This window comes from Caproiciproducens puteiluti (genome assembly GCF_052442865.1).
In the GTDB taxonomy this organism is placed as follows: domain Bacteria; phylum Bacillota; class Clostridia; order Oscillospirales; family Acutalibacteraceae; genus Caproiciproducens.
Map to the genome: position 1 here is coordinate 2590633 of NZ_CP194790.1, position 18126 is coordinate 2608758.

The 18126-nt window shown below is 48.6% G+C and carries 20 protein-coding genes and 2 tRNA genes; 8 read left to right on the forward strand and 14 right to left on the reverse strand.

The annotated features are described in order from the left end of the window. Window positions 1-143 precede the first annotated feature (143 nt). The 4 genes from aspS to gatB are packed head-to-tail and all read left to right on the forward strand — an operon-like array spanning window position 144 to window position 5115. Window positions 144-1895 carry an aspartate--tRNA ligase gene (aspS, locus tag ACRQU7_RS12655; RefSeq protein ID WP_444641229.1) on the forward strand — a complete coding sequence of 584 codons (1752 nt, stop codon included), beginning with the start codon at window positions 144-146 and terminating at the stop codon, window positions 1893-1895. 41 nt (window positions 1896-1936) lie between these two features. After that, window positions 1937-2215, forward strand: a complete 279-nt coding sequence (gene gatC, locus ACRQU7_RS12660) for an Asp-tRNA(Asn)/Glu-tRNA(Gln) amidotransferase subunit GatC (protein ID WP_038324946.1) — start codon at window positions 1937-1939, stop codon at window positions 2213-2215. Between the two features lie 9 nt (window positions 2216-2224). After that, window positions 2225-3688 (forward strand): Asp-tRNA(Asn)/Glu-tRNA(Gln) amidotransferase subunit GatA, encoded by a 1464-nt coding sequence (gene gatA, locus ACRQU7_RS12665; RefSeq protein ID WP_444641230.1) that lies wholly within the window; start codon window positions 2225-2227, stop codon window positions 3686-3688. Continuing rightward, window positions 3685-5115, forward strand: coding sequence for an Asp-tRNA(Asn)/Glu-tRNA(Gln) amidotransferase subunit GatB (gene gatB / locus ACRQU7_RS12670; protein WP_444641231.1), 1431 nt, complete (start codon window positions 3685-3687; stop codon window positions 5113-5115). Before gatA ends, gatB begins: the two co-directional genes overlap by 4 nt. Window positions 5116-5185: 70 nt before the next feature. Here gatB and ACRQU7_RS12675 read toward each other — a convergent pair whose 3' ends face one another. From ACRQU7_RS12675 to ACRQU7_RS12690, 4 genes are all read right to left on the reverse strand, one after another. Then, window positions 5186-6082, reverse strand: a complete 897-nt coding sequence (locus tag ACRQU7_RS12675) for an MATE family efflux transporter (RefSeq protein ID WP_444641232.1) — start codon at window positions 6080-6082, stop codon at window positions 5186-5188. 1 nt (window position 6083) lies between these two features. Beyond that, window positions 6084-6647, reverse strand: a complete 564-nt coding sequence (locus ACRQU7_RS12680) for an MATE family efflux transporter (RefSeq protein ID WP_444641233.1) — start codon at window positions 6645-6647, stop codon at window positions 6084-6086. A 68-nt stretch (window positions 6648-6715) separates the two neighbouring features. Continuing rightward, window positions 6716-7111, reverse strand: coding sequence for a MarR family winged helix-turn-helix transcriptional regulator (locus ACRQU7_RS12685; RefSeq protein WP_444641234.1), 396 nt, complete (start codon window positions 7109-7111; stop codon window positions 6716-6718). Window positions 7112-7379: 268 nt separating this feature from the next. Next, complete coding sequence (locus ACRQU7_RS12690) at window positions 7380-7907, reverse strand: nitroreductase family protein (RefSeq protein ID WP_444641235.1); 528 nt, start codon at window positions 7905-7907, stop codon at window positions 7380-7382. 205 nt (window positions 7908-8112) lie between these two features. Between ACRQU7_RS12690 and ACRQU7_RS12695 the strand changes: the two genes are divergently transcribed. Next, window positions 8113-8186: transfer RNA gene (locus ACRQU7_RS12695), tRNA-Gln, on the forward strand. A gap of 27 nt (window positions 8187-8213) precedes the next feature. Further along, window positions 8214-8290: transfer RNA gene (locus ACRQU7_RS12700), tRNA-Pro, on the forward strand. 931 nt (window positions 8291-9221) lie between these two features. Here the strand turns inward: ACRQU7_RS12700 and ACRQU7_RS12705 are convergent. From ACRQU7_RS12705 to ACRQU7_RS12730, 6 genes are all read right to left on the reverse strand, one after another. Beyond that, complete coding sequence (locus ACRQU7_RS12705) at window positions 9222-9542, reverse strand: hypothetical protein (RefSeq protein WP_141825652.1); 321 nt, start codon at window positions 9540-9542, stop codon at window positions 9222-9224. A 199-nt stretch (window positions 9543-9741) separates the two neighbouring features. Further along, window positions 9742-9879: a hypothetical protein gene (locus ACRQU7_RS12710; protein ID WP_444641236.1), complete on the reverse strand. Its 138-nt coding sequence runs from the start codon at window positions 9877-9879 to the stop codon at window positions 9742-9744. A gap of 205 nt (window positions 9880-10084) precedes the next feature. Continuing rightward, the gene (locus tag ACRQU7_RS12715; RefSeq protein ID WP_444641237.1) at window positions 10085-10399 is read right to left on the reverse strand and encodes a helix-turn-helix domain-containing protein; all 315 of its coding nucleotides are present in this window, start codon (window positions 10397-10399) and stop codon (window positions 10085-10087) included. Window positions 10400-10466: 67 nt separating this feature from the next. Then, the gene (locus tag ACRQU7_RS12720; protein WP_444641238.1) at window positions 10467-12272 is read right to left on the reverse strand and encodes a type IV secretory system conjugative DNA transfer family protein; all 1806 of its coding nucleotides are present in this window, start codon (window positions 12270-12272) and stop codon (window positions 10467-10469) included. A gap of 143 nt (window positions 12273-12415) precedes the next feature. After that, window positions 12416-13087 (reverse strand): hypothetical protein, encoded by a 672-nt coding sequence (locus ACRQU7_RS12725; protein ID WP_444641239.1) that lies wholly within the window; start codon window positions 13085-13087, stop codon window positions 12416-12418. A gap of 244 nt (window positions 13088-13331) precedes the next feature. Continuing rightward, the gene (locus ACRQU7_RS12730; RefSeq protein WP_444641240.1) at window positions 13332-13874 is read right to left on the reverse strand and encodes a DUF3991 domain-containing protein; all 543 of its coding nucleotides are present in this window, start codon (window positions 13872-13874) and stop codon (window positions 13332-13334) included. On the opposite strand from ACRQU7_RS12730, the gene ACRQU7_RS12735 reads away from it, so the two are divergent. Continuing rightward, the gene (locus ACRQU7_RS12735) at window positions 13827-14240 is read left to right on the forward strand and encodes a hypothetical protein (RefSeq protein WP_444641241.1); all 414 of its coding nucleotides are present in this window, start codon (window positions 13827-13829) and stop codon (window positions 14238-14240) included. The genes ACRQU7_RS12730 and ACRQU7_RS12735 overlap by 48 nt on opposite strands. 15 nt (window positions 14241-14255) lie before the next feature. Here ACRQU7_RS12735 and ACRQU7_RS12740 read toward each other — a convergent pair whose 3' ends face one another. Continuing rightward, window positions 14256-15812, reverse strand: a complete 1557-nt coding sequence (locus ACRQU7_RS12740) for an SEL1-like repeat protein (RefSeq protein WP_444641242.1) — start codon at window positions 15810-15812, stop codon at window positions 14256-14258. Further along, window positions 15769-16380, reverse strand: coding sequence for a tetratricopeptide repeat protein (locus tag ACRQU7_RS12745; protein WP_444641243.1), 612 nt, complete (start codon window positions 16378-16380; stop codon window positions 15769-15771). The genes ACRQU7_RS12740 and ACRQU7_RS12745 overlap by 44 nt, the downstream gene beginning before the upstream one ends. 327 nt (window positions 16381-16707) lie before the next feature. Between ACRQU7_RS12745 and ACRQU7_RS12750 the strand changes: the two genes are divergently transcribed. Then, the gene (locus tag ACRQU7_RS12750; protein WP_444641244.1) at window positions 16708-16917 is read left to right on the forward strand and encodes a helix-turn-helix domain-containing protein; all 210 of its coding nucleotides are present in this window, start codon (window positions 16708-16710) and stop codon (window positions 16915-16917) included. A gap of 82 nt (window positions 16918-16999) precedes the next feature. On the opposite strand, the gene ACRQU7_RS12755 is transcribed toward ACRQU7_RS12750, so the two are convergent. Both ACRQU7_RS12755 and ACRQU7_RS12760 read right to left on the reverse strand, forming a co-directional pair. Further along, window positions 17000-17173, reverse strand: coding sequence for a hypothetical protein (locus ACRQU7_RS12755; protein ID WP_444641245.1), 174 nt, complete (start codon window positions 17171-17173; stop codon window positions 17000-17002). Between the two features lie 598 nt (window positions 17174-17771). Next, window positions 17772-18059 (reverse strand): HPr family phosphocarrier protein, encoded by a 288-nt coding sequence (locus tag ACRQU7_RS12760; RefSeq protein ID WP_444641246.1) that lies wholly within the window; start codon window positions 18057-18059, stop codon window positions 17772-17774. Window positions 18060-18126 lie beyond the last annotated feature (67 nt).

Below are 18126 nucleotides of genomic sequence, written 5' to 3' on the forward strand. Positions count from 1 at the left end.
CATTTCCCTGCAAAATATGATATAGTAAAGTGATAAAGTGCAAATCGGCGGAAAAACGGCGGAGTTCCCGTTGCCGAAAAATGCATTTTATGGTATAATTATGCTTTAAATTAAGAAAGTGCTTAAAGGGGATTAACGGAATTATGATTTGTGTGAACCAGTACCGCACCCATCTGTGCGGGGAAGTCAGCGAAAAGGACATTGGCAGCGAAGTGCGCGTGGCCGGCTGGGTGGAAAACATCCGCGACCACGGCGGCGTAAAATTTCTGGATCTGCGCGACCACTACGGCGTAGTTCAGATCGTTGTTTACGACGAAAGCCTGCTGGAAAATGTAACGAAAGAATGCACCATTACCGCCGCCGGCACCGTTATACTGCGCGACGAAGACACTGTTAATCCCAAAATTAATACCGGCACGGTGGAGGTAAAGGTCTCCGCCCTCACCGTGCTGGGCAAAACACTGAACAGCCTGCCGTTTGAAGTGGATTTGTCGAAGGAAACCAAGGAAGATGTCCGTTTAAAATACCGCTTTCTCGATCTGCGTAACCCGAAGGTACACGAGAATATTGTCCTGCGCTCCCAGCTGATTTCTTTTCTGCGCAGCAAGATGACGGACATGGGCTTTCTGGAAATCCAGACGCCGATTCTCAGCGCATCTTCTCCGGAGGGCGCGCGCGACTATCTGATTCCCAGCCGCAGACACGCGGGAAAATTCTACGCCCTGCCGCAGGCTCCGCAGATTTTCAAGCAGCTTCTGATGGTATCGGGCTTCGACCGCTATTTCCAAATCGCCCCCTGTTTCCGCGATGAGGACGCGAGGGCCGACCGTTCTCCGGGCGAGTTTTATCAGCTCGACTTTGAGATGGCGTTCGCCACGCAGGAGGACGTTTTTTCGGTCGCGGAGGAAGTGCTGGGCGCGACCTTTGCAAAATTTTCCGATAAAAGGGTCTCCAAAGCGCCGTTTGTACGCATTCCCTACGAGGAATCCATGCTGAAATACGGCACCGACAAGCCCGACCTGCGCAACCCGCTTACCATTATCGATATTACCGACCTGTTTGAAGATACCGCCTTTACCCCGTTCAAAGGCAAAACCGTCCGCGCGATCAACGTGCCGGACTGCGTTGCCCAGCCAAAGAGCTTCTTCGAGAACATGCTGAAATTCGCGGAAGGAATCGGCATGAAGGGCCTCGGCTATATCAGCGTCACCGCTGAAAACGAGTACAAGGGCCCGATCAACAAATATCTGCCAGACGACAAACGCGAGGAGCTGGCCCGCCGCGCGGGGCTGAAGCCCGGCTGCGTGATCTTCTTCATCGCCGACGACTGCGAGACGGCCCCGAAGCTTGCGGGACAGATCCGCACGGAGCTTGGCGAAAGGCTTGACCTGATCGACAGGGACGCGTTTGAACTGTGCTTTATTGTGGATTTCCCGATGTACGAGATCGACGAGGACACCGGAAACTACGTCTTCACCCACAACCCGTTCTCCATGCCGCAGGGTGAAATGGAGGCGCTGACGGCCAAAAAGCCGGAGGAGGTCCTGGCTTACCAGTACGATATCGTCTGCAACGGCGTGGAGCTTTCCTCCGGCGCGGTGCGCAACCACGACATCGCCGTGATGGTCAAGGCGTTTGAAATCGCTGGCTACACCGAGGAGGATATCCAAACCAAATTCACCTCGCTCTACAACGCGTTCCAGTACGGCGCGCCCCCGCACGCGGGCATGGCCCCGGGCGTGGACCGGATGCTGATGCTGCTGACCGGCGAGGATAACATCCGCGAAGTAATCGCGTTCCCGATGAACTCCAACGCGCAGGACGTGCTGATGGGCTCCCCCGGAGAAGTCACCGAGCAGCAGCTGCGCGAGGTTCACATTAAGCTGAGAAAATAAGCCCGGAGCCTGTTTTTGGCCCGGCCCAAAGGAGGGCTTTCATGATTACCCATGAGGAAATATTGAATATCGCCAATCTGGCGAAGCTTTCCGTCAGTGACGAAGAGCTGGACGAGCTGACGAAGGATATGAGCGAAATCATCGGCTTTGCCGACACGATCAACGCCGCCAGCGCCGACGCTTCCGATTTTGACAACATCAATAACCTCTCCAACGTCTTCCGGGAGGACACCGTCGTCCCTTCCTATGACCGGGAAGAGATACTAAAAAATGCCGAGAGCCGGGACGACGGATATTTTCTGGTCAAAAAACGCGTGTAGGAGGTACGGATGGAAAGTCAGATCAAAAAGCTGCACGGGCTGATGCAGTCCCGGCAGATCAGCTGTCAGGAGCTTACACAGAACTATATCGACGCGATGGAACGCGACAACAGAAAAATCAACGCCTATGTCAACCCCACGGCGGAGCTGGCAATGGAAACGGCGAAGGCGGTGGACAAAAAAATCGCTTCCGGTGAAACGCTTTCTCCCCTTGCGGGAATTCCGATGACCCTCAAGGACAATATCTCCACCAAAGGGATCGAAACCACCTGCTGTTCCAATATACTGAAGGGCTACTACCCGATTTACGACGCGACGGTGTGGGATATTCTGCAGCGGCAGAACGCCGTACTGCTCGGAAAAACAAATATGGACGAGTTCGCCATGGGCTCCTCCTGCGAGACCTCGTGCTTCGGCGGGGCGCTGAATCCCCACGACCTTTCCCGCGTGGCGGGCGGCAGCTCCGGAGGCGTCGCCTCCGCGGTCGGCGGCAACCTTGCCGTTTACGGCCTTGGCTCCGACACGGGCGGCTCTATCCGTCAGCCCGCGAGCTTCTGCGGCCTGGTCGGCTTAAAACCGACCTACGGCGCCGTTTCCCGCTACGGGCTGATCGCCTACGCTTCCAGCTTTGACCAGATCGGGCCGATCACCGCAACGGTAGAGGACGCCGCGCTGGTTTACGACGCGATTTCCCGGTACGACGAAAAGGATTCGACCTGCCGCGGCAACACCGGAAAACCGGTCGGCGAAAGCCTGAACAACAGCATCCGGGGTATGAAAATCGGAATTGCGAAGGAATACTTCGACGGCATCCGCGACGATGTGAACGGCGCCGTACAGAACGCGCTGAAGGTCTACGAGTCGCTCGGCGCCGAGATCGTCTATTTCGATATGCCCGCTTTAAAATACAGCCTGCCGGTGTACTATATTCTGGCGTGCGCGGAGGCTTCCTCCAACCTCGGGCGGTACGACGGCATCCGCTACGGCTACCGCACCCCGCACTACGGCGACCGCAATGAAATGATCTGCAAAACGCGCAGCGAGGGCTTCGGCAAGGAAGTTAAGCGCAGAATTCTGCTGGGCACCTACGTGCTGAGCGCGGGGTACTACGACGCGTATTATAAAAAGGCACAGAACCTGCGCGGCACGCTGGTCAAAGCGTTTCAGGACGCTTTCGGGAGATGCGACGCGATTCTCGCCCCCACCGTCCCCATGACGGCTTTCCCGCTGAATTTTACCGCACAGGACGCGGTGGAAACGTATCAGACGGATATCTGCACCGTGCCGGTGAACATCGCGGGCCTGCCCGCCGTCTCCATCCCCTGCGGCTTTGACGCCGCGGGCCTGCCCATCGGCATGCAGCTGATCGGCAGCAGCTTCAGCGAGGCGGTCATCCTGAATATTGCGCATCAGTATGAATCGGCCGTGGGAAACACGGTCTTTTGTTCTGCGGACATGGGGGTGAAACTATGAGCAATTACGAGCTGGTCTGCGGACTGGAAACTCATATTGAATTATCCACCAAAACGAAAATCTTCTGTTCGTGCACCACGGAGTTCGGCGGCGACCCGAACACCCACTGCTGCCCCGTCTGCATCGGGCTGCCGGGCACGCTGCCCAAGCTGAACAAAAAAGTGGTCGAATACGCCGTCATGGCCGGTCTGGCGACAAACTGCGAAATCAGCCCGGTTTCCAAAATGGACCGCAAAAACTACGTCTACCCCGACCTTCCGAAGGCGTACCAGATTTCACAGTACGATATGCCGCTGTGCAAAAACGGATATGTGGAACTGAGCAACGGCAGAAAGGTCCGTATCCTGCGCATCCATATTGAAGAGGACGCCGGCAAGCTGGTCCACCAGCGCGGCAGCACCTATGTGGATTACAACCGCGGCGGCGTGCCGTTGATTGAAATCGTTACCGAGCCCGATATCCGCAGCATTGACGAAGCGAGGGAATATCTGGAAAGGCTGCAGCTCGTCATGCGCTTTCTCGGTATTTCGGACTGTAAAATGCAGGAGGGCTCCATGCGGTGCGACGTGAACGTTTCCGTACGTCCGCAGGGGACCGAAGCATTCGGCACAAGAACCGAAATAAAAAACATGAACTCCTTTGCCCACATGGCCAAGGCGATGGAATACGAGGTGAACCGCCAGATCGACCTGCTGCAGAGCGGCGAAAAGGTCGTACAGGAGACCCGCCGCTACAACGAGGAGGACGACTGCACCGAAAGCATGCGCGGCAAGGAAGACGCCCACGATTACCGCTATTTCCGCGAGCCGGACCTCATGACCATTCAGGTTTCCGAAGAGACGGTCGCCCAATTAAGGGAAAAGCTGCCGGAGCTGCCCCATCAAAGGCTGGAGCGCTATCGGGCCGAATTCGGAATTCCCGAAGCCGACGCGCAGCAGCTGATTAAATACCGCCGGATTGCGGAATATTTTGAAGCCGCCATTGACGGCGTTCAGAATCCGAAGGTCATCGCTAACTGCATGATCGGACAGATGTTCAGCCGTCTGGACGGCGACAGCGCGAAAGAAAGCTTTCAGGTGAATGTAACGCCCGAAAACTTAAACGCGCTTGTGAAGTTACTGGACGCAGGCAAAATCAAAATGAACCTTTTGAAGGCGACGCTTGAAAAAATGCTCGACACCGGGAAAGCTCCGGGCGAGCTGATCAGTGAGGCCGATATGGGCGGTGTGGATGCGGACGCTCTTAAATCCGTCTGCGAGCAGGCTATTGCCTCCAATCCCAACGCGGTGTCGGATTACCTCTCCGGCAAGGAAAAGGCGCTCAAGGCCATTCTGGGCTCCGTTATGAAAGCGACACGGGGCCGCGCGGACGCGACGGAAGCGGAAAAGCTGCTGATTCAGCTGATACAGGATACCAACACCAAATAATTAAAAATAAACCATGCATAAAAAATGCCTTGATCGGCTTTGATAATCCGATCAAGGCATTTCTTTGTTCTCAGTTCTTCCCTTCCCTGTCATCCGCAGAGAAATCCTGCGCATCTGCGTTTTTCTCATTCACGGCCGCGGAGCATGCTTCGCTGTCCTGTACCGGGGATAAAACGTCTGTCCGAAGCGGTAACTCCCGCAAAGCATCCGTCCGTTTCTGTCTGGTCCACACAAAAAAGACCAGCATCACTAAGGTCGTAATCAGATCGGCGACCGCCTGCGCGTAGTAAATCCCGTTTTCCATCCACAGACGTTCCATCAGGATCAGAATCGGAAGATAGATGATCCCCTGTCTGGAAATACTGAATACAAATCCGGACTTGCTGTATTTGATGCAGAGCAGATATACGATCGCCATCGCCTGAAAGCCATAGGTGAAGAACAAAACGCTTGCCCCGATCATTGCCCGTATGCCCAGCTTAATAACGGCGGGGTCCCTGGAAAACGCGGCAACAATCGGCTGCGCAAACAGAATTTGCAGAGCCGCCAGAATCACTCCGCCTGAAATCGCCCACAGATATGCCTTCCGGGTGGCCTCTTTAATACGGTCAAAATGCCGCGCGCCGTAATTATAGGAAATAAAGGTCTGATACCCTCTTGAAAATCCGGTAATGGCAAACGTGGTCATCCCCACCATGCGGTTGGCGATTCCCAGCGCGGCAATGGTGTTGTCGCCGTACGGAGCAGCCACAACGTTTGCCGCGCTGATGGACAGGCTCTGAAAAAGGTTGATCGTAAAGATGGGAATCCCCGTTTTGAGAATCGGCTTTATAAACCACGATTGAAAACGGATATTTTTGACGGAAAGGGTCAAGTAGCTTTTCCCTCTCAGATAATACGGCAGCAGAATCGCAACACTGATGAACTGCCCGATGACATCGGTCACGGCGGCGCCCAAAATCCCCATCTTAAGCGGCCAGATCAAAGATCGGGTCCAAAATGATATTTACCACGGAACCCACGATTTGGGACCACGTACTGAGCGCTACCGCACCTTCGGCGCGCACGAGGTTCATCAGGCAGATGGACGGGATCTGAAACAGGAAGCCGACAATCAGGATTCCCGTATAATCCATCGCATAGGGCATCACCTCGGCGGAAGCGCCCATTGCCCTGAGCAGCGGACGCAGAAACAGCAGGACGAACTGAAACCCTACGCTTGCAAGAACACAGTAAAAAAGAGTCGACGAAAGCACGATTTCCGCTTTTTTCTTTTCGCCCGCCCCGAGAAGCTCGGAGATATACGCCGCCGCCCCGTTTCCAAAGAGCAGCCCGATTCCGGGAATGAACGTGACAAGCGGGTAGGCAATGGAAATATCCCCCATCGCCGCGGTACCCAGCTGCGCCACGAAGAAGCTGTCGATAAAATTGTAAAACCCCGTCATCAGCAGCCCGATGATCGTCGGCATTCCTAAGTACAGCAAAGCGGTATTCACTTTCCCGCTCTCCATCATAGCCAATCTTTTATTCAATGAAAATTGCCCCTTCCTAACCGTTTAGCTGCTATACGATTTTGCAAAAAAAATAGCGCTTTGCAGCACTATTCCCATTTTTTCTGAATCTCCTCTAAAAACTCACAGATTACCGCGCGCTTCTGTCCGTCATAGTTTTGCACTACGTCAAAAACTTTCCCGTCAAGCTCTTTGTGATAGCGGCGATGCTCTTCAAAAGCCTTTTGGCCCTTTTGCGTCAGCCGCACAATGACCCTCGCTTTATTGCCGGAATCCGCCGCCTTCATCAGATACCCTTTTTCCTCAAGCTTCTTTACCATTTGAGAAACGGCGCCCTTTGTCACCCGAATGGACTTGGCAATATCGGAGATACAGTAACTTTCGTTGCTTCCGATAAAATCGATCAAATGTATTTCGGCAATAAAAAGCTCATGATCCGTGCCAAAGGTGCGGGATCTTCTATCGTATTTATTGAATTGTTCCACAGTATCCAGGAGACACCTTGAGATTTTCTGCGCATCGTATTGCTTTTCCATGTTCTCAATTGTATACCTGCTAAACCCTATTGTCAAGGAGTTCTGAAAATCAGGAAAAAGCTATAAAGCCGTAAACAGCAAACCCTCCCTATTTAAAGGAGGAGCTAAGCTGCTTCTCTCCTGCAACAGGGAGGGTTCTATCAAAATGTTATGGCCGCCGTTGAAGCAAGCGGATTTTGCCCGCATGCTTCACCAACATTTTCATATAATAATACAATTATCTTACGTAGCTGATGTCATCGTCACGGCGCTCTTTGGGAGCCGGTGCATTTTCGCTCGGATACCCCACGGTAACGCAGCCGAACGGAATGCACTGATCCGGCAGCTTAAGACGCTTTTTGATGCGATCGTCGCGCAGGCCGTCGTTGACCGAACAGATATAGCAGCTTCCAAGCCCGTATGCCTGAGCGGCAAGCATGATATTCATGATTGCGCAGGAACAATCCTCGCGGTTATATTTCGCCGATTCCGGGGCCGACAAAACAATGACGGTGGGAGCGTTGTAGAACGGCACATGGCCCGGAACGAATTTCGCGCCGTTTTCCACAGCGACGGAAACAATCTCCGCAAGCAGCTGTTTATTCTGAATCACGGTAAAATGCCTTGCCTGCATCCCCATGGTTGACGGGGCAAATTTTGCCGCGAGTAAAATATCTGTCAGCTCTTCCTCTGAAATCTGCTCAGGCCGATAAGCGCGAACCGCCCGCCTGTCGAGCAAAGCCTCTATGGTATGGTTGAGTATCACTGTGAATTCCTCCTTAATCACTCGTATGCCGTTTGGCACACAATCCATTTTAATATAAATTGTTTCAATTATATCTTACCTTCGATTATTTATCAATCCATTTGTGTTAAATACAAATTAAAAAACTTAAAGATTTATTTTTAAAAAAGGATTGACAAATTTCTGGTTTTTGGTATAATAATTCTTGCTGTTTGAAATATTTTGATGCGGAATTGTGTAAAGGTAGCACGACAGACTCTGACTCTGTTTGTGAGGGTTCGAATCCTTCTTCCGCAGCCATGGCCCCAATTTTGGGGCCGCATTTTTCGAGGTGTGGCTCAGCTTGGTAGAGCGCTACGTTCGGGACGTAGAGGCCGCTGGTTCGAATCCAGTCACCTCGACCAGCTTTATGATATGAGGGTAAAAGCAAACGCTTTTGCCCCTGTTATCATAAAAATATGTATTCTCAAATAAAAATCCAGAATATATATTTTTATGATAACTCCCTAGTTATGCTGACCACATAGCCAGAGAGATATGATCATAAATTGATTGCTTGGTATCCAGAAGCCGGTACCGCCGCATATCCACATTTCTGGTGCAGATAAGTTCAATCGCGTTTTCAGGGAGTTCAGAGGCTCGCTCCGAGCTTTGTACCACCTCGTTTCATATTTTCGCTCATCGTTGCGTAGCTTAACTTTGGTTCGGTCCAATAAACTCCGGTATTACTCTTCCGGCAAGCATATAATAGCAAGTCGACACGAACATTTGAAGATGGAATTCAAATGTTGGTCTTGACTTACTAAATTGTCAAGGAGCGCCAACCTCGCGTGTGACTGCATCGGTCACGATGAGGTACACAATGCTTGTCATTGTGGAGTTCGTTGTGAAAAATAAAAGTCTGCACCCTCACTACGACATAAGGGTACAGACCTTGACATGTATCCGAAATGCGTGTTAAAATAACACCGCATAAACGGCATTCACAAGTCATAATGGGGTCTTCTCCCACTTATGGCGCAAGGCGATTAACTGTTTTGCAGACAGTTTTTCGCCTGTGGATGCTTTTTTATTTTCCACAAGCTGAATTATATACCAAATTTTAGTAATTTGCAAGTGCTTAATTATTTTTAAGCAGCCTTTTTACGGGAGACTCCCCTTTCGCTGTTTTGCGAAAAGCGGAAGTGCTTCCGCTTTTTTATTTTGTCCTCGTCTTTAAGCATTGATTTCCAAAAACGTCTCATATATCGTACTTCTGCGATCTGATTTATACCGACATGCGCAAAGGAGAAGGATAGTTCCTCTCCCCGCGAAAAGCGGAAGTACTTCCGCTTTTTATAGCATATCCTTCTTCACGCTGACCTTTAGCCCGTTCTCGATGCCCAGCAAGAATAAATTATCTTTCCCTGGCTCTAATCCATTGCTCCTTATAAATTTTGTCGGTATGGTTGTGAATCCATTACGAATAACCACACGGGTTTCATTTTCATGTAGATCATGGCCGACATCAATCCGGTAAACAAAATAGTCTTTGTGATTTTCCCGAATGACTGTGACCGACTTATCAGGTGATATTCCAAAATGCTGGATGTAGAGTCTAGGAAAGTAAATTTGCTTCGTTGCTGATATTTTTAATGGGCATCCTAAAATATTCAATAGCTTCTCTCCCCTTTTATACACAAAAACTCGGTCCCTTTCGGACAGATAATAATCCCTTCGGTAGTGGCCACAAGGTAAACACAGTCCCCGATCTGGATGTGGTTTGACCGCGCCCATTCGACCGGAAGATTAAACCGGCCGATGCTAAGCTCCTTTAGCTCCCTACTCGGATTTCGATGGTGGGCAAGAGTAATTATCAACAGTTTTTATTGCATTGCATGTAGACCTCTGACGTTTCATGGATGCCATAAAGCTTGCGTATGCTTTTGTCGATCACGATCCGGTGCCTAGCTGAAACGATTGCCGGCAGGCCGATAATTTTTAGATATTTCATTTCTAATCTCCATTCATAAAAAATGAGCAGACCAGGATTATTCTTGATCTGCTCTTACTTTTTCTGTGTGGTTCCCATTCTTCCAAAGCAGGGGAAAAAGAGGGCGGGCATTGCTTATTAAGAGTTATTTATGGCTGCATTTTACCCATCACCAAATTTATCACTTTCATATTTTCTCTTACGTAGAGGCTTCCACTTAGCTATCTTAGAGATAAAATCTTTCTGTCGGCTCCGCAACCTGCGGCTCGGTGAATACCGTGTACCGGTTTGAAGTTTGTCCGTTATTCAGACGGTGACGCGGCTCGGAAATCACCATACCCGCCTTTTCCAGTTCTCTTAAAGCCCGCGTTACCGTCGCTACACTGACCCTACAAGCCTGTGCAATCGTCTTTTTAGACGGCCAGCATTCGCCGTTGATGTTGCTGCACTCAGCTAAATAGAAATAGACATGCATTGCTTTGGCTGTCAGCTCCAATTTCCGGACGATCTTCATCATATTCGATACAAAGTATCCCTTCATGTTGCTCCCCCTAAATATTCATAATAAAAGAGCAGGAGTGTTTATCCTCCCGCCCTGAAAGTTTATATTAAATATCTTCTTCTTCAAAAGTAATTCTTCTTCTGGCTGATTTTCCGGAGCCGAGAGAAGTAATATCAAGCGGCTCCATCCTCTCTTTATGGGGAAATCTTTCCAGCACGGCTGCTTTCAATTCTTCCCGGCTTGCATACCTGACTGTGCGCGTCGCGTTTTCGGGCATTGCAAACGGAGTGTCCAGCTTGATGCCCCACTCGTCAAAACGCTTCAAAACGGTTTTCAATGGATGAGTCCGGGTTTTTGTTAATATCCATTGATTTTCTGGCATTGTCCTGATTTGCTCCGCAGTCATCAGCGGTTTTTGAATCATCTGCAGACTTTTTGTTGAACTGTCACGTTCAAAGCTGCCGCTGCGGGAAGTGCTTCCGGACATGACGGTCTGGTTGCCCAGCGCCCGGGAGACATCCTCCGCACCTTTGGACAAAGGGGTAAACCCTCCGAATAAGGCATTGGTGCAGCAGTCAATGATGATTTCTCCACCTTCCCGGCCGTAATTCTTGTGCAGCTGCTCCATGGATTGAATCATTGGAAACAATAGAATGTTTCTCGATTTACCGGCTGTAAACATCTGCTCGGCATTATCGAATTTTGGGAGGGTACCAAACTCATCCAGATAGAAATAGACGCGCTTGTCCAGCTTGTTTTTACCATCCTGGTTTGCTACCACCAGGGATTCATTGTAAAGCTGAGAAACAAACAGAGAGACAAGAAAATGCTTTGTGGCATCTTCCTCCGGGAATACAATAAAGACAGCAGTGTGGCCATTGCAGAACTGCTCTGCGTCTACATCACTATCAAAGCATAGTATCTGTTCCAGTTCAGAATCAATGAATGAAAGCAGGCGGCTCATGGCCGTACTCATGACGCTGTGCATACTAGATTCCGCAGTGTTGAGTGCAGCACCGGCAAGCCAGCGCGCCTTGTGTTCTGCCGGCAGCAGTTCGATCAATTTCTGATATTCGTTCTTCGGCTTCACATTTTTTGCCTTCTCCCATTCTGTGGAGGGCGGTGTTTTCGTCTGTAGAAGCTCCTGTACGATTTTAAATACGCTTACGATATGACGCTCCCCATAGCCGCAAAACTCCGCCACAAGCAAAATGGTGGACGCTATCAGACCTTCGGCTGCGTCATAGAAATAAGCGTTCTGGCCTCCGCCGTCAAAACCTTCCATCCGGACAATGGTTTTTGCCGTGATCTTTGCGTAACGCTCTGCCCGGGCCTTACAGGTGATGTCGCCGGTTTCCTTAAAGAGATCCGTGTATTTATTGACCAGGTGCAGAAGGTTGAATCCGTGGCTGCGCGTGGGATTGCGCAAGTCGATGACGTACGGGGTATAGTGATAATATTTCTGAGCAATCCCGGCGTAATCCCGGAAAACGTCTCCCTTGGTGTCGGTTGCCAGGAAGCTGCAACCGCAGGCACAGATGAATTCCAGATTGGGATAAAGAAAACCGGTGGTCTTGCGACCGCCGGTTGTGCTGAGAATTAAAGTGTGGCTGTCTGAGTTGTCGATCCGAGCGCGTACATCTCGACGCCCTTCCAACAATCCCAGAACAGCCGCGCCGTCCGGTTCATCCGGAAGATGTTTGCCTTTGCGCCACAGTTGCGGTTCAAAAGAGATGTCATCATAGGTTTTCTGAATTTCCTGTTTAGTGGCCCATCGTGCGGTACCGTATTGGCCGTCACCCACGGTTCGAGCCTTGATGTTTAGATTTCCGTGTACTGCTTCTGAAATAAAGAGGGCAGCCAGAAAAGCGACGGCTGATATAGACATAACAATAGCTATTGTACTTGGCATAAGTTTTCCTCCTTAAAAATGATATAAGAAAAGCACCTCCGAAGAGGTGCTTAACTGATGTAATTAATGTACTGATTGATACAATGATTTTGCACTGTTATAAACATAATAGGAAACTCGGCTTCAGCTTTGAATTGCTTATTCTAACTATCAAATTGACTTAATTTATGAACTAAGCTCTCGTCTGAATCATAATAGAAAACTCCCGATATATGCGGCATAGAATAGCTCACTTTATTAGCTGATAAAGCACCCTGGAGAATTTTTTTCTCTGCCAGTATCGTCCAAAATACTGCATATCCTTTTTTTATTAAAAAATCCTTAAAGACATTTGCATCCATGAAAAAGCCGATATTATCATGTAGGAGTTCCTTGCTATCAAAGCATACGATGTTCCCATTTCTATCATATAATGTAGCATCTTCATTACCATACACTAATTGTAAAGTATTAAAAATCTCTTCACATGGTTTGTACCATGAAATACTGCCATCTTCAAATTTGTCTTCTGGACGTTCAGACAAATACTGAAATGATGGAACCAAAACTTTTTCAAGTACTTCAGAATACTTCCCATAGCGATTACTGATATTAACCCATTGTTCACCGCAATAATATGCATTTTGAAAGAACCGATAGCCATCAGACCAATAATACTCCTTGTTAAACAATTGGTAGTTTTCATTTGGCTCGGCTGCCCAACGCCCCATAAAATCAGCATCCGATAGTGTTTCAATATATTTTTCAAGTTGATCCTGTTTAACTATATAGCTATTGACCTGTACCCATATATCCTTTAGTGGTGTTTGATACATCCTTTCTCCCAATGTTTTGTTTTCGATACAAGAATACCAACCATTGAGTAGCAGATATTTATTATGGTGATATACCTGTTGTAGCATTTTTTCTATAGCTGGCAAATCATCGAAATTACTGAGCCACGTAATATTGTCCTGGTGTGGGATAGTATAAATGGCATTATGAACCGGCCGACAGCACATTTCATCTTGCTGACGTTTGCGAAGAGAGACTGTTGGATCAATATTTCTTATATTAGGCTCAAACGAACCTAAACAATATACTTATTTCATAAGGCCTCCGCAGCTGCTCCCGCATTTCTTCACACAGATCTTCCACATACATCCCTTGGGAAAGCCTTTGCAGTGTTTCCTGAATGATCGCATCGCCTTTAATACCGGATTTGTCATTGTCCAGGCATAAAACGATTTGATGGATTCCCTGGTACTCTGATAAGAAGCGGAGCAGCGCGGGGAGAGCTGTACAGCCCAAAGCAAGGTAGTTATGTTTCTGCCAGCCTTTTTCTTTATGAAGGTCAATAAAGGACAGCATGTCTATGGGCGCTTCAAAGACATAGAGTCTCTCTGACCCGCCGTGATAATTAAAGAAATATTCTTTATCCGATCCATCAACATCACCACGGAATGGCTTCTCAGTAAGTGTTCCTTTCTGAAAAGCCGCGCGCGCCTTGCCAGTGGAATCGTACCCAACAAAGACGGCGTTATGTGTGTTAGCGCTCTCATAGAGGCTCCTGTTATGTACAAAGAAGGAAATCACTTCGGAATCAATGCGGCGTTCCTGCATCAGGTAAGCATAAACACGCTTCATATTGCGGCTCTTGCCCGGCAGCGCGAACGGGCGCCGTTTCCTTTCCTTTTTCAGCGTGGATCTCTCAAACTCAATCCCGTTGTAATCCCTGCAGTTCAGCGTACAGACGGCATCCTGAAACCGCATATTGAAAAAGGTGCAGAGAAAATCAATCGCGGTTCCTTTGTCGCCGGTGTTATGGTCATAAAAGACATGTCCGCGAAACTTGACGCTGTGGTTCGCCGCCCACAGCCATTCCGTGCCGCTCCGCTCATATTTTTCGCCCTTTGCGTCCAGAATGCTTTTGATTTCCGTGTGCGCGGCCTAATAGATTTCTTCTTCCGTAAACGGTATGAATTTTGACAAGTGAATTCCTCCTTACATCAATTCTTCCTGCTCATCATATGCCTTTTGCTTTTGCGTCAGCTTGCGGTCGTGCCGATATTTGCGTGTCGTGCTGTCCTTGATGTTATCGCCCAGACTGTATACAAAGGCGTTAAACAGTCCCATAACCGTGCTGACGGCCGCTTGATTTTGATAAGCCTGAATCTGATTCAGACGGAGCTGCGCGTGAACATTGCCCTCGGCCGCCGCTTCCGTGTAATACTGTTTGGCGGTGGAGAGGTCGCGCTTTATTCCCAGACCGGCTTCATACATCATCCCGACTTTATAAAGCAGATCCGCGTCAGGGTTTTCCTGCAGTATTTTCAAAAATCCGGAAATGGCGGCTGCATAGATCAGCTGAGACTTGAGTTCATCAACAGGGGTTCCTTCCCCTTTCTGTATCATACGGGCGAACTGAAACTGAGAATAAGGATCGTCTTTCGCCGCGCTCATGGAAAACCATTGCGCTGCGGCAGCATAATTCTGAGCCGTGCCGTTCCCGGAGTAAAACATCTGTGCAATTTTGCGTTCTATGCCTGCATCCGGCTTTTTACGATCAAGAGAAATAAATCCGGCAATCGCCATAGAGTAGAATTTCTGTGCCAGTGAATCATCTTTGGAAATCTCCTCTCCCGCTGAAAAAAGCACGCCCAGCTGATATGCTGCAAAGGGGTTCTCTTTCTCCGCGCATTCTCGGAACCAATCAACAGCGCCCTGTATGTTCTTTTCCACGCCGGCTCCAGATAACAAAGCTTTGGCGGCTGCAAACTGAGCGAATTCATGCCCCAGCTTTGCCGCCGCCAAAAAGTGTTGATAGGCCTTTTCTTTATTCGATTCCACCCCAATGCCGTCCCGGTACATTTTCCCCAGCTCGTACATTGCATAGGCATCCCCGCTTTTGGCGGCTTTTTGATACCACTTTACGGCGTCCGGATAACTCTGCTCCGTGCCGGCTCCCTCATAGTAGGCACGGGCGGTACAGTAGGCCGCGTGAGGATGTCCCTTTTCTGCGGCTTCCACGTACCATTGAAAAGCTGCATAATTATCCTGCTCCGTTCCATTGCCGTGCTTGTACATGCTGGCAATCTGATATTCAACATAAGCTGCAGGTGTTTCTTTTTCCTGTTCCAAAAATCCGGCCAGCGCTTCATTGTACAAACTCTGCGCTTTTATTTCGTCCTGTGGGACACCGTCTCCTTTCTGGTACATGCCGGCCAACTGATATTGCGCCCGGGCATTTTTCTTTTCACAGCAGATTTCCAGCCACTTTAAGCCTTCCTCCGGGTTTGCTTCCATACCCAGCCCTTTCAGGTACATGTTGGCCACTCGGAATTCAGTGTCGGCGTCCGGCTGCTGCTTGTCCTGTTCGATAAACTCAGTCAGAGCCTTTTGATACAATACTCCGGCCAGCTCGTCATCCCTTTCGACGCCCTGCCCGTTGCTGTACATCTGAGCGAGCCTGTAATCGGCATAGGAGACATCCTCCATGGAAGCCTTTGTGTACCACTCAGCCGCCACTTTGATTCTGCTCGGCTCCGATACCGGTATCAAACATTTTCCCCAGCGCATAGTAAGCATATTTGTCCTTGCCGTTCGCTGCCTCCTTGTAATAGGACTCAGCAACCGCATAATCCTGCTGGACACCTTCTCCCGCGTAAAACATCTTTCCCAAACGGTAATTAGAATGGATATGCCCTCCGTCAGCGGAAAGCCGAAACCATTGATATGCTTTCCCGTAATCCCGGGGAAGCCCTTCGCCAGCGTATTCCATCCTCCCCAAAGTGTACATTAGAAAAGCGGTGTCTTTCCTTCCTGAGAATCCTGCCTGTTCTGCCGTTCCATCGTCGACGGAACGGCCCACATCAAAGCCGTAGCTCTTTTCAATCGAGGCCCGGAAATCCCAGTAGGCGTCCAGACAGTATTCCGTGCCTAATTCCTGATTCTCTTCAATACCGATGCCATAGAGATACATTTTTCCCAGCTCGTATTTCGCAAAGGAATGTCCGGCCGCAGCTGCAAGGCCATACCACATTTGCGCCTGCTCATAATCCTGCTCCACGCCGTTCCCGTAGAAGTATTTCTTTGCCAGCTCATATTTGGCCTTTATATCCCCGTTCATTGCTTTACCGAAACACTCATCAAAGCTTTGCGTCCCGGATGATCGCCGCGCTATTTTTGTTCCAGCGTTTGAAAGCTCGAATTGCGTCAGGGTTAATGTTAGACCGCATTGTGTAGCCTGCGTCCCAGCTAACTTGATTGAGTTCCATGTGCACCTTACCGTCTTTCATTCTTTTCACTCTTGACCGCCCCTTTCATTGGTATACTAATATTATATAGGAAAATCTAAACAACGTCAAGAAAAACCTTTAATATTTCCTTGATGTTGTTGATATAAACTTGACATTATATAGAATAACCTTTATACTTTAGGTGAAAGGGTGATAACATGAAAATCTGTCAAAAAGTCAAAATGGCTTTAGCTTATAAAAACATGAGTGAGGCAGAATTGGCACGCTGCATAGGGACTTCGCCGTCTGCTTTTAACCAAAGAATGAAAACAGATAAGTTTTCAACTGAAGAAATTGAAAAAATAGCTGAAGCCTTGGGAGCGGTTTTTAGTTTCACTTTCGATTTTTCGGATGGAACAGTAATATAAAAAACCATCGGATATTGTTATCCGATGGTTTTAATGACCTGTTATTATTCTGATATTATTTCTTTGACAATCATCCGTAAAATTATCTGGCAGGTCGAGCGGTATGCTTTTTCGCAAGCTCTTTTACCATATCGTCATAGGATGTTTTTCCTGTGATACATTCACGCAGTCTCTGCTTATCCTGTTCTGTTAAGGGCATACCTTCCATGGCCATTGTGCCATTGACTTCGCCTATTATTTTCTCAATATTTATCATCGGTCAGCCCTCCTTTTATTAATTATATTATAGCACTTTTGGGCTGGTTTATCAAAGAATTTCAGCGAAAATGAGCGCCTAAAGCAGAGAAAAAATAACAGTTTCTATTTCAGGAAGCCCATCGGATCAACAGCTTTTCCGTTTATACGGATTTCAAAGTGGCAGTGGTTCCCGGTGGATTCTCAGGTGCTTCCGACCAGGGCGATCACCTGCCCTTTCTGTACGGTTTCTCCCTTCTTCACAAGAAATCTAACTGTACCCGTTCTCATTTGGTTTACTTGAAATTTCTGATACTCACTAAACAAGTCCGACCCTTTGGCCGTCCATTCCTTCTGAATTAGCTTATAATCCAATTTTCTTAGGATCGTATTCTTCCGGAGGCTTCTTCAAGAGTATGCTCTTTTCATAGGGCACCGATATTATAAATTCATTAAATAAAAAAAATTGTGACCCTGATGTGTATGGTCGGAATACTGAACCATTGAAATGGGACAGACAATTGTTAAGAAAGGGCACTTGATGATTAACATCAGGCGGGCCCTTTTTGCAACAATGCTTTTTCTGATTTTTTCCGTATAGTTCTATCATTTGCCTTTGGTCAAAAATGTTCAGAGAAAAAAGCAGACAGTTCTTCTTTAAGGGTTTCTTCCTCCGGTCCGTCTATCTCAATTGTGACGGTCTCTCCCTGCTTTACGGCCATGCTCATGACAGAAAACAGTTTCTTGGCATCGGCGCTGCGTTCACCGCACCGGATGATGACCTGTGCATCCAAAGGTTTCAGCCGCTTTACCATGATCCCCGTAGGCCTTGCGTGAAGACCCATGCTGCTTTGTATCTTGTAATGAAAGCTTGTCATCACGATTCCTCTTTCAATTTCTTTTTTCATAGCTGCACTTTTCTGGACGGCACACCTCTCAGAGAATGCCATCCTTGCTTTCTGTGGGAAAGTGCTG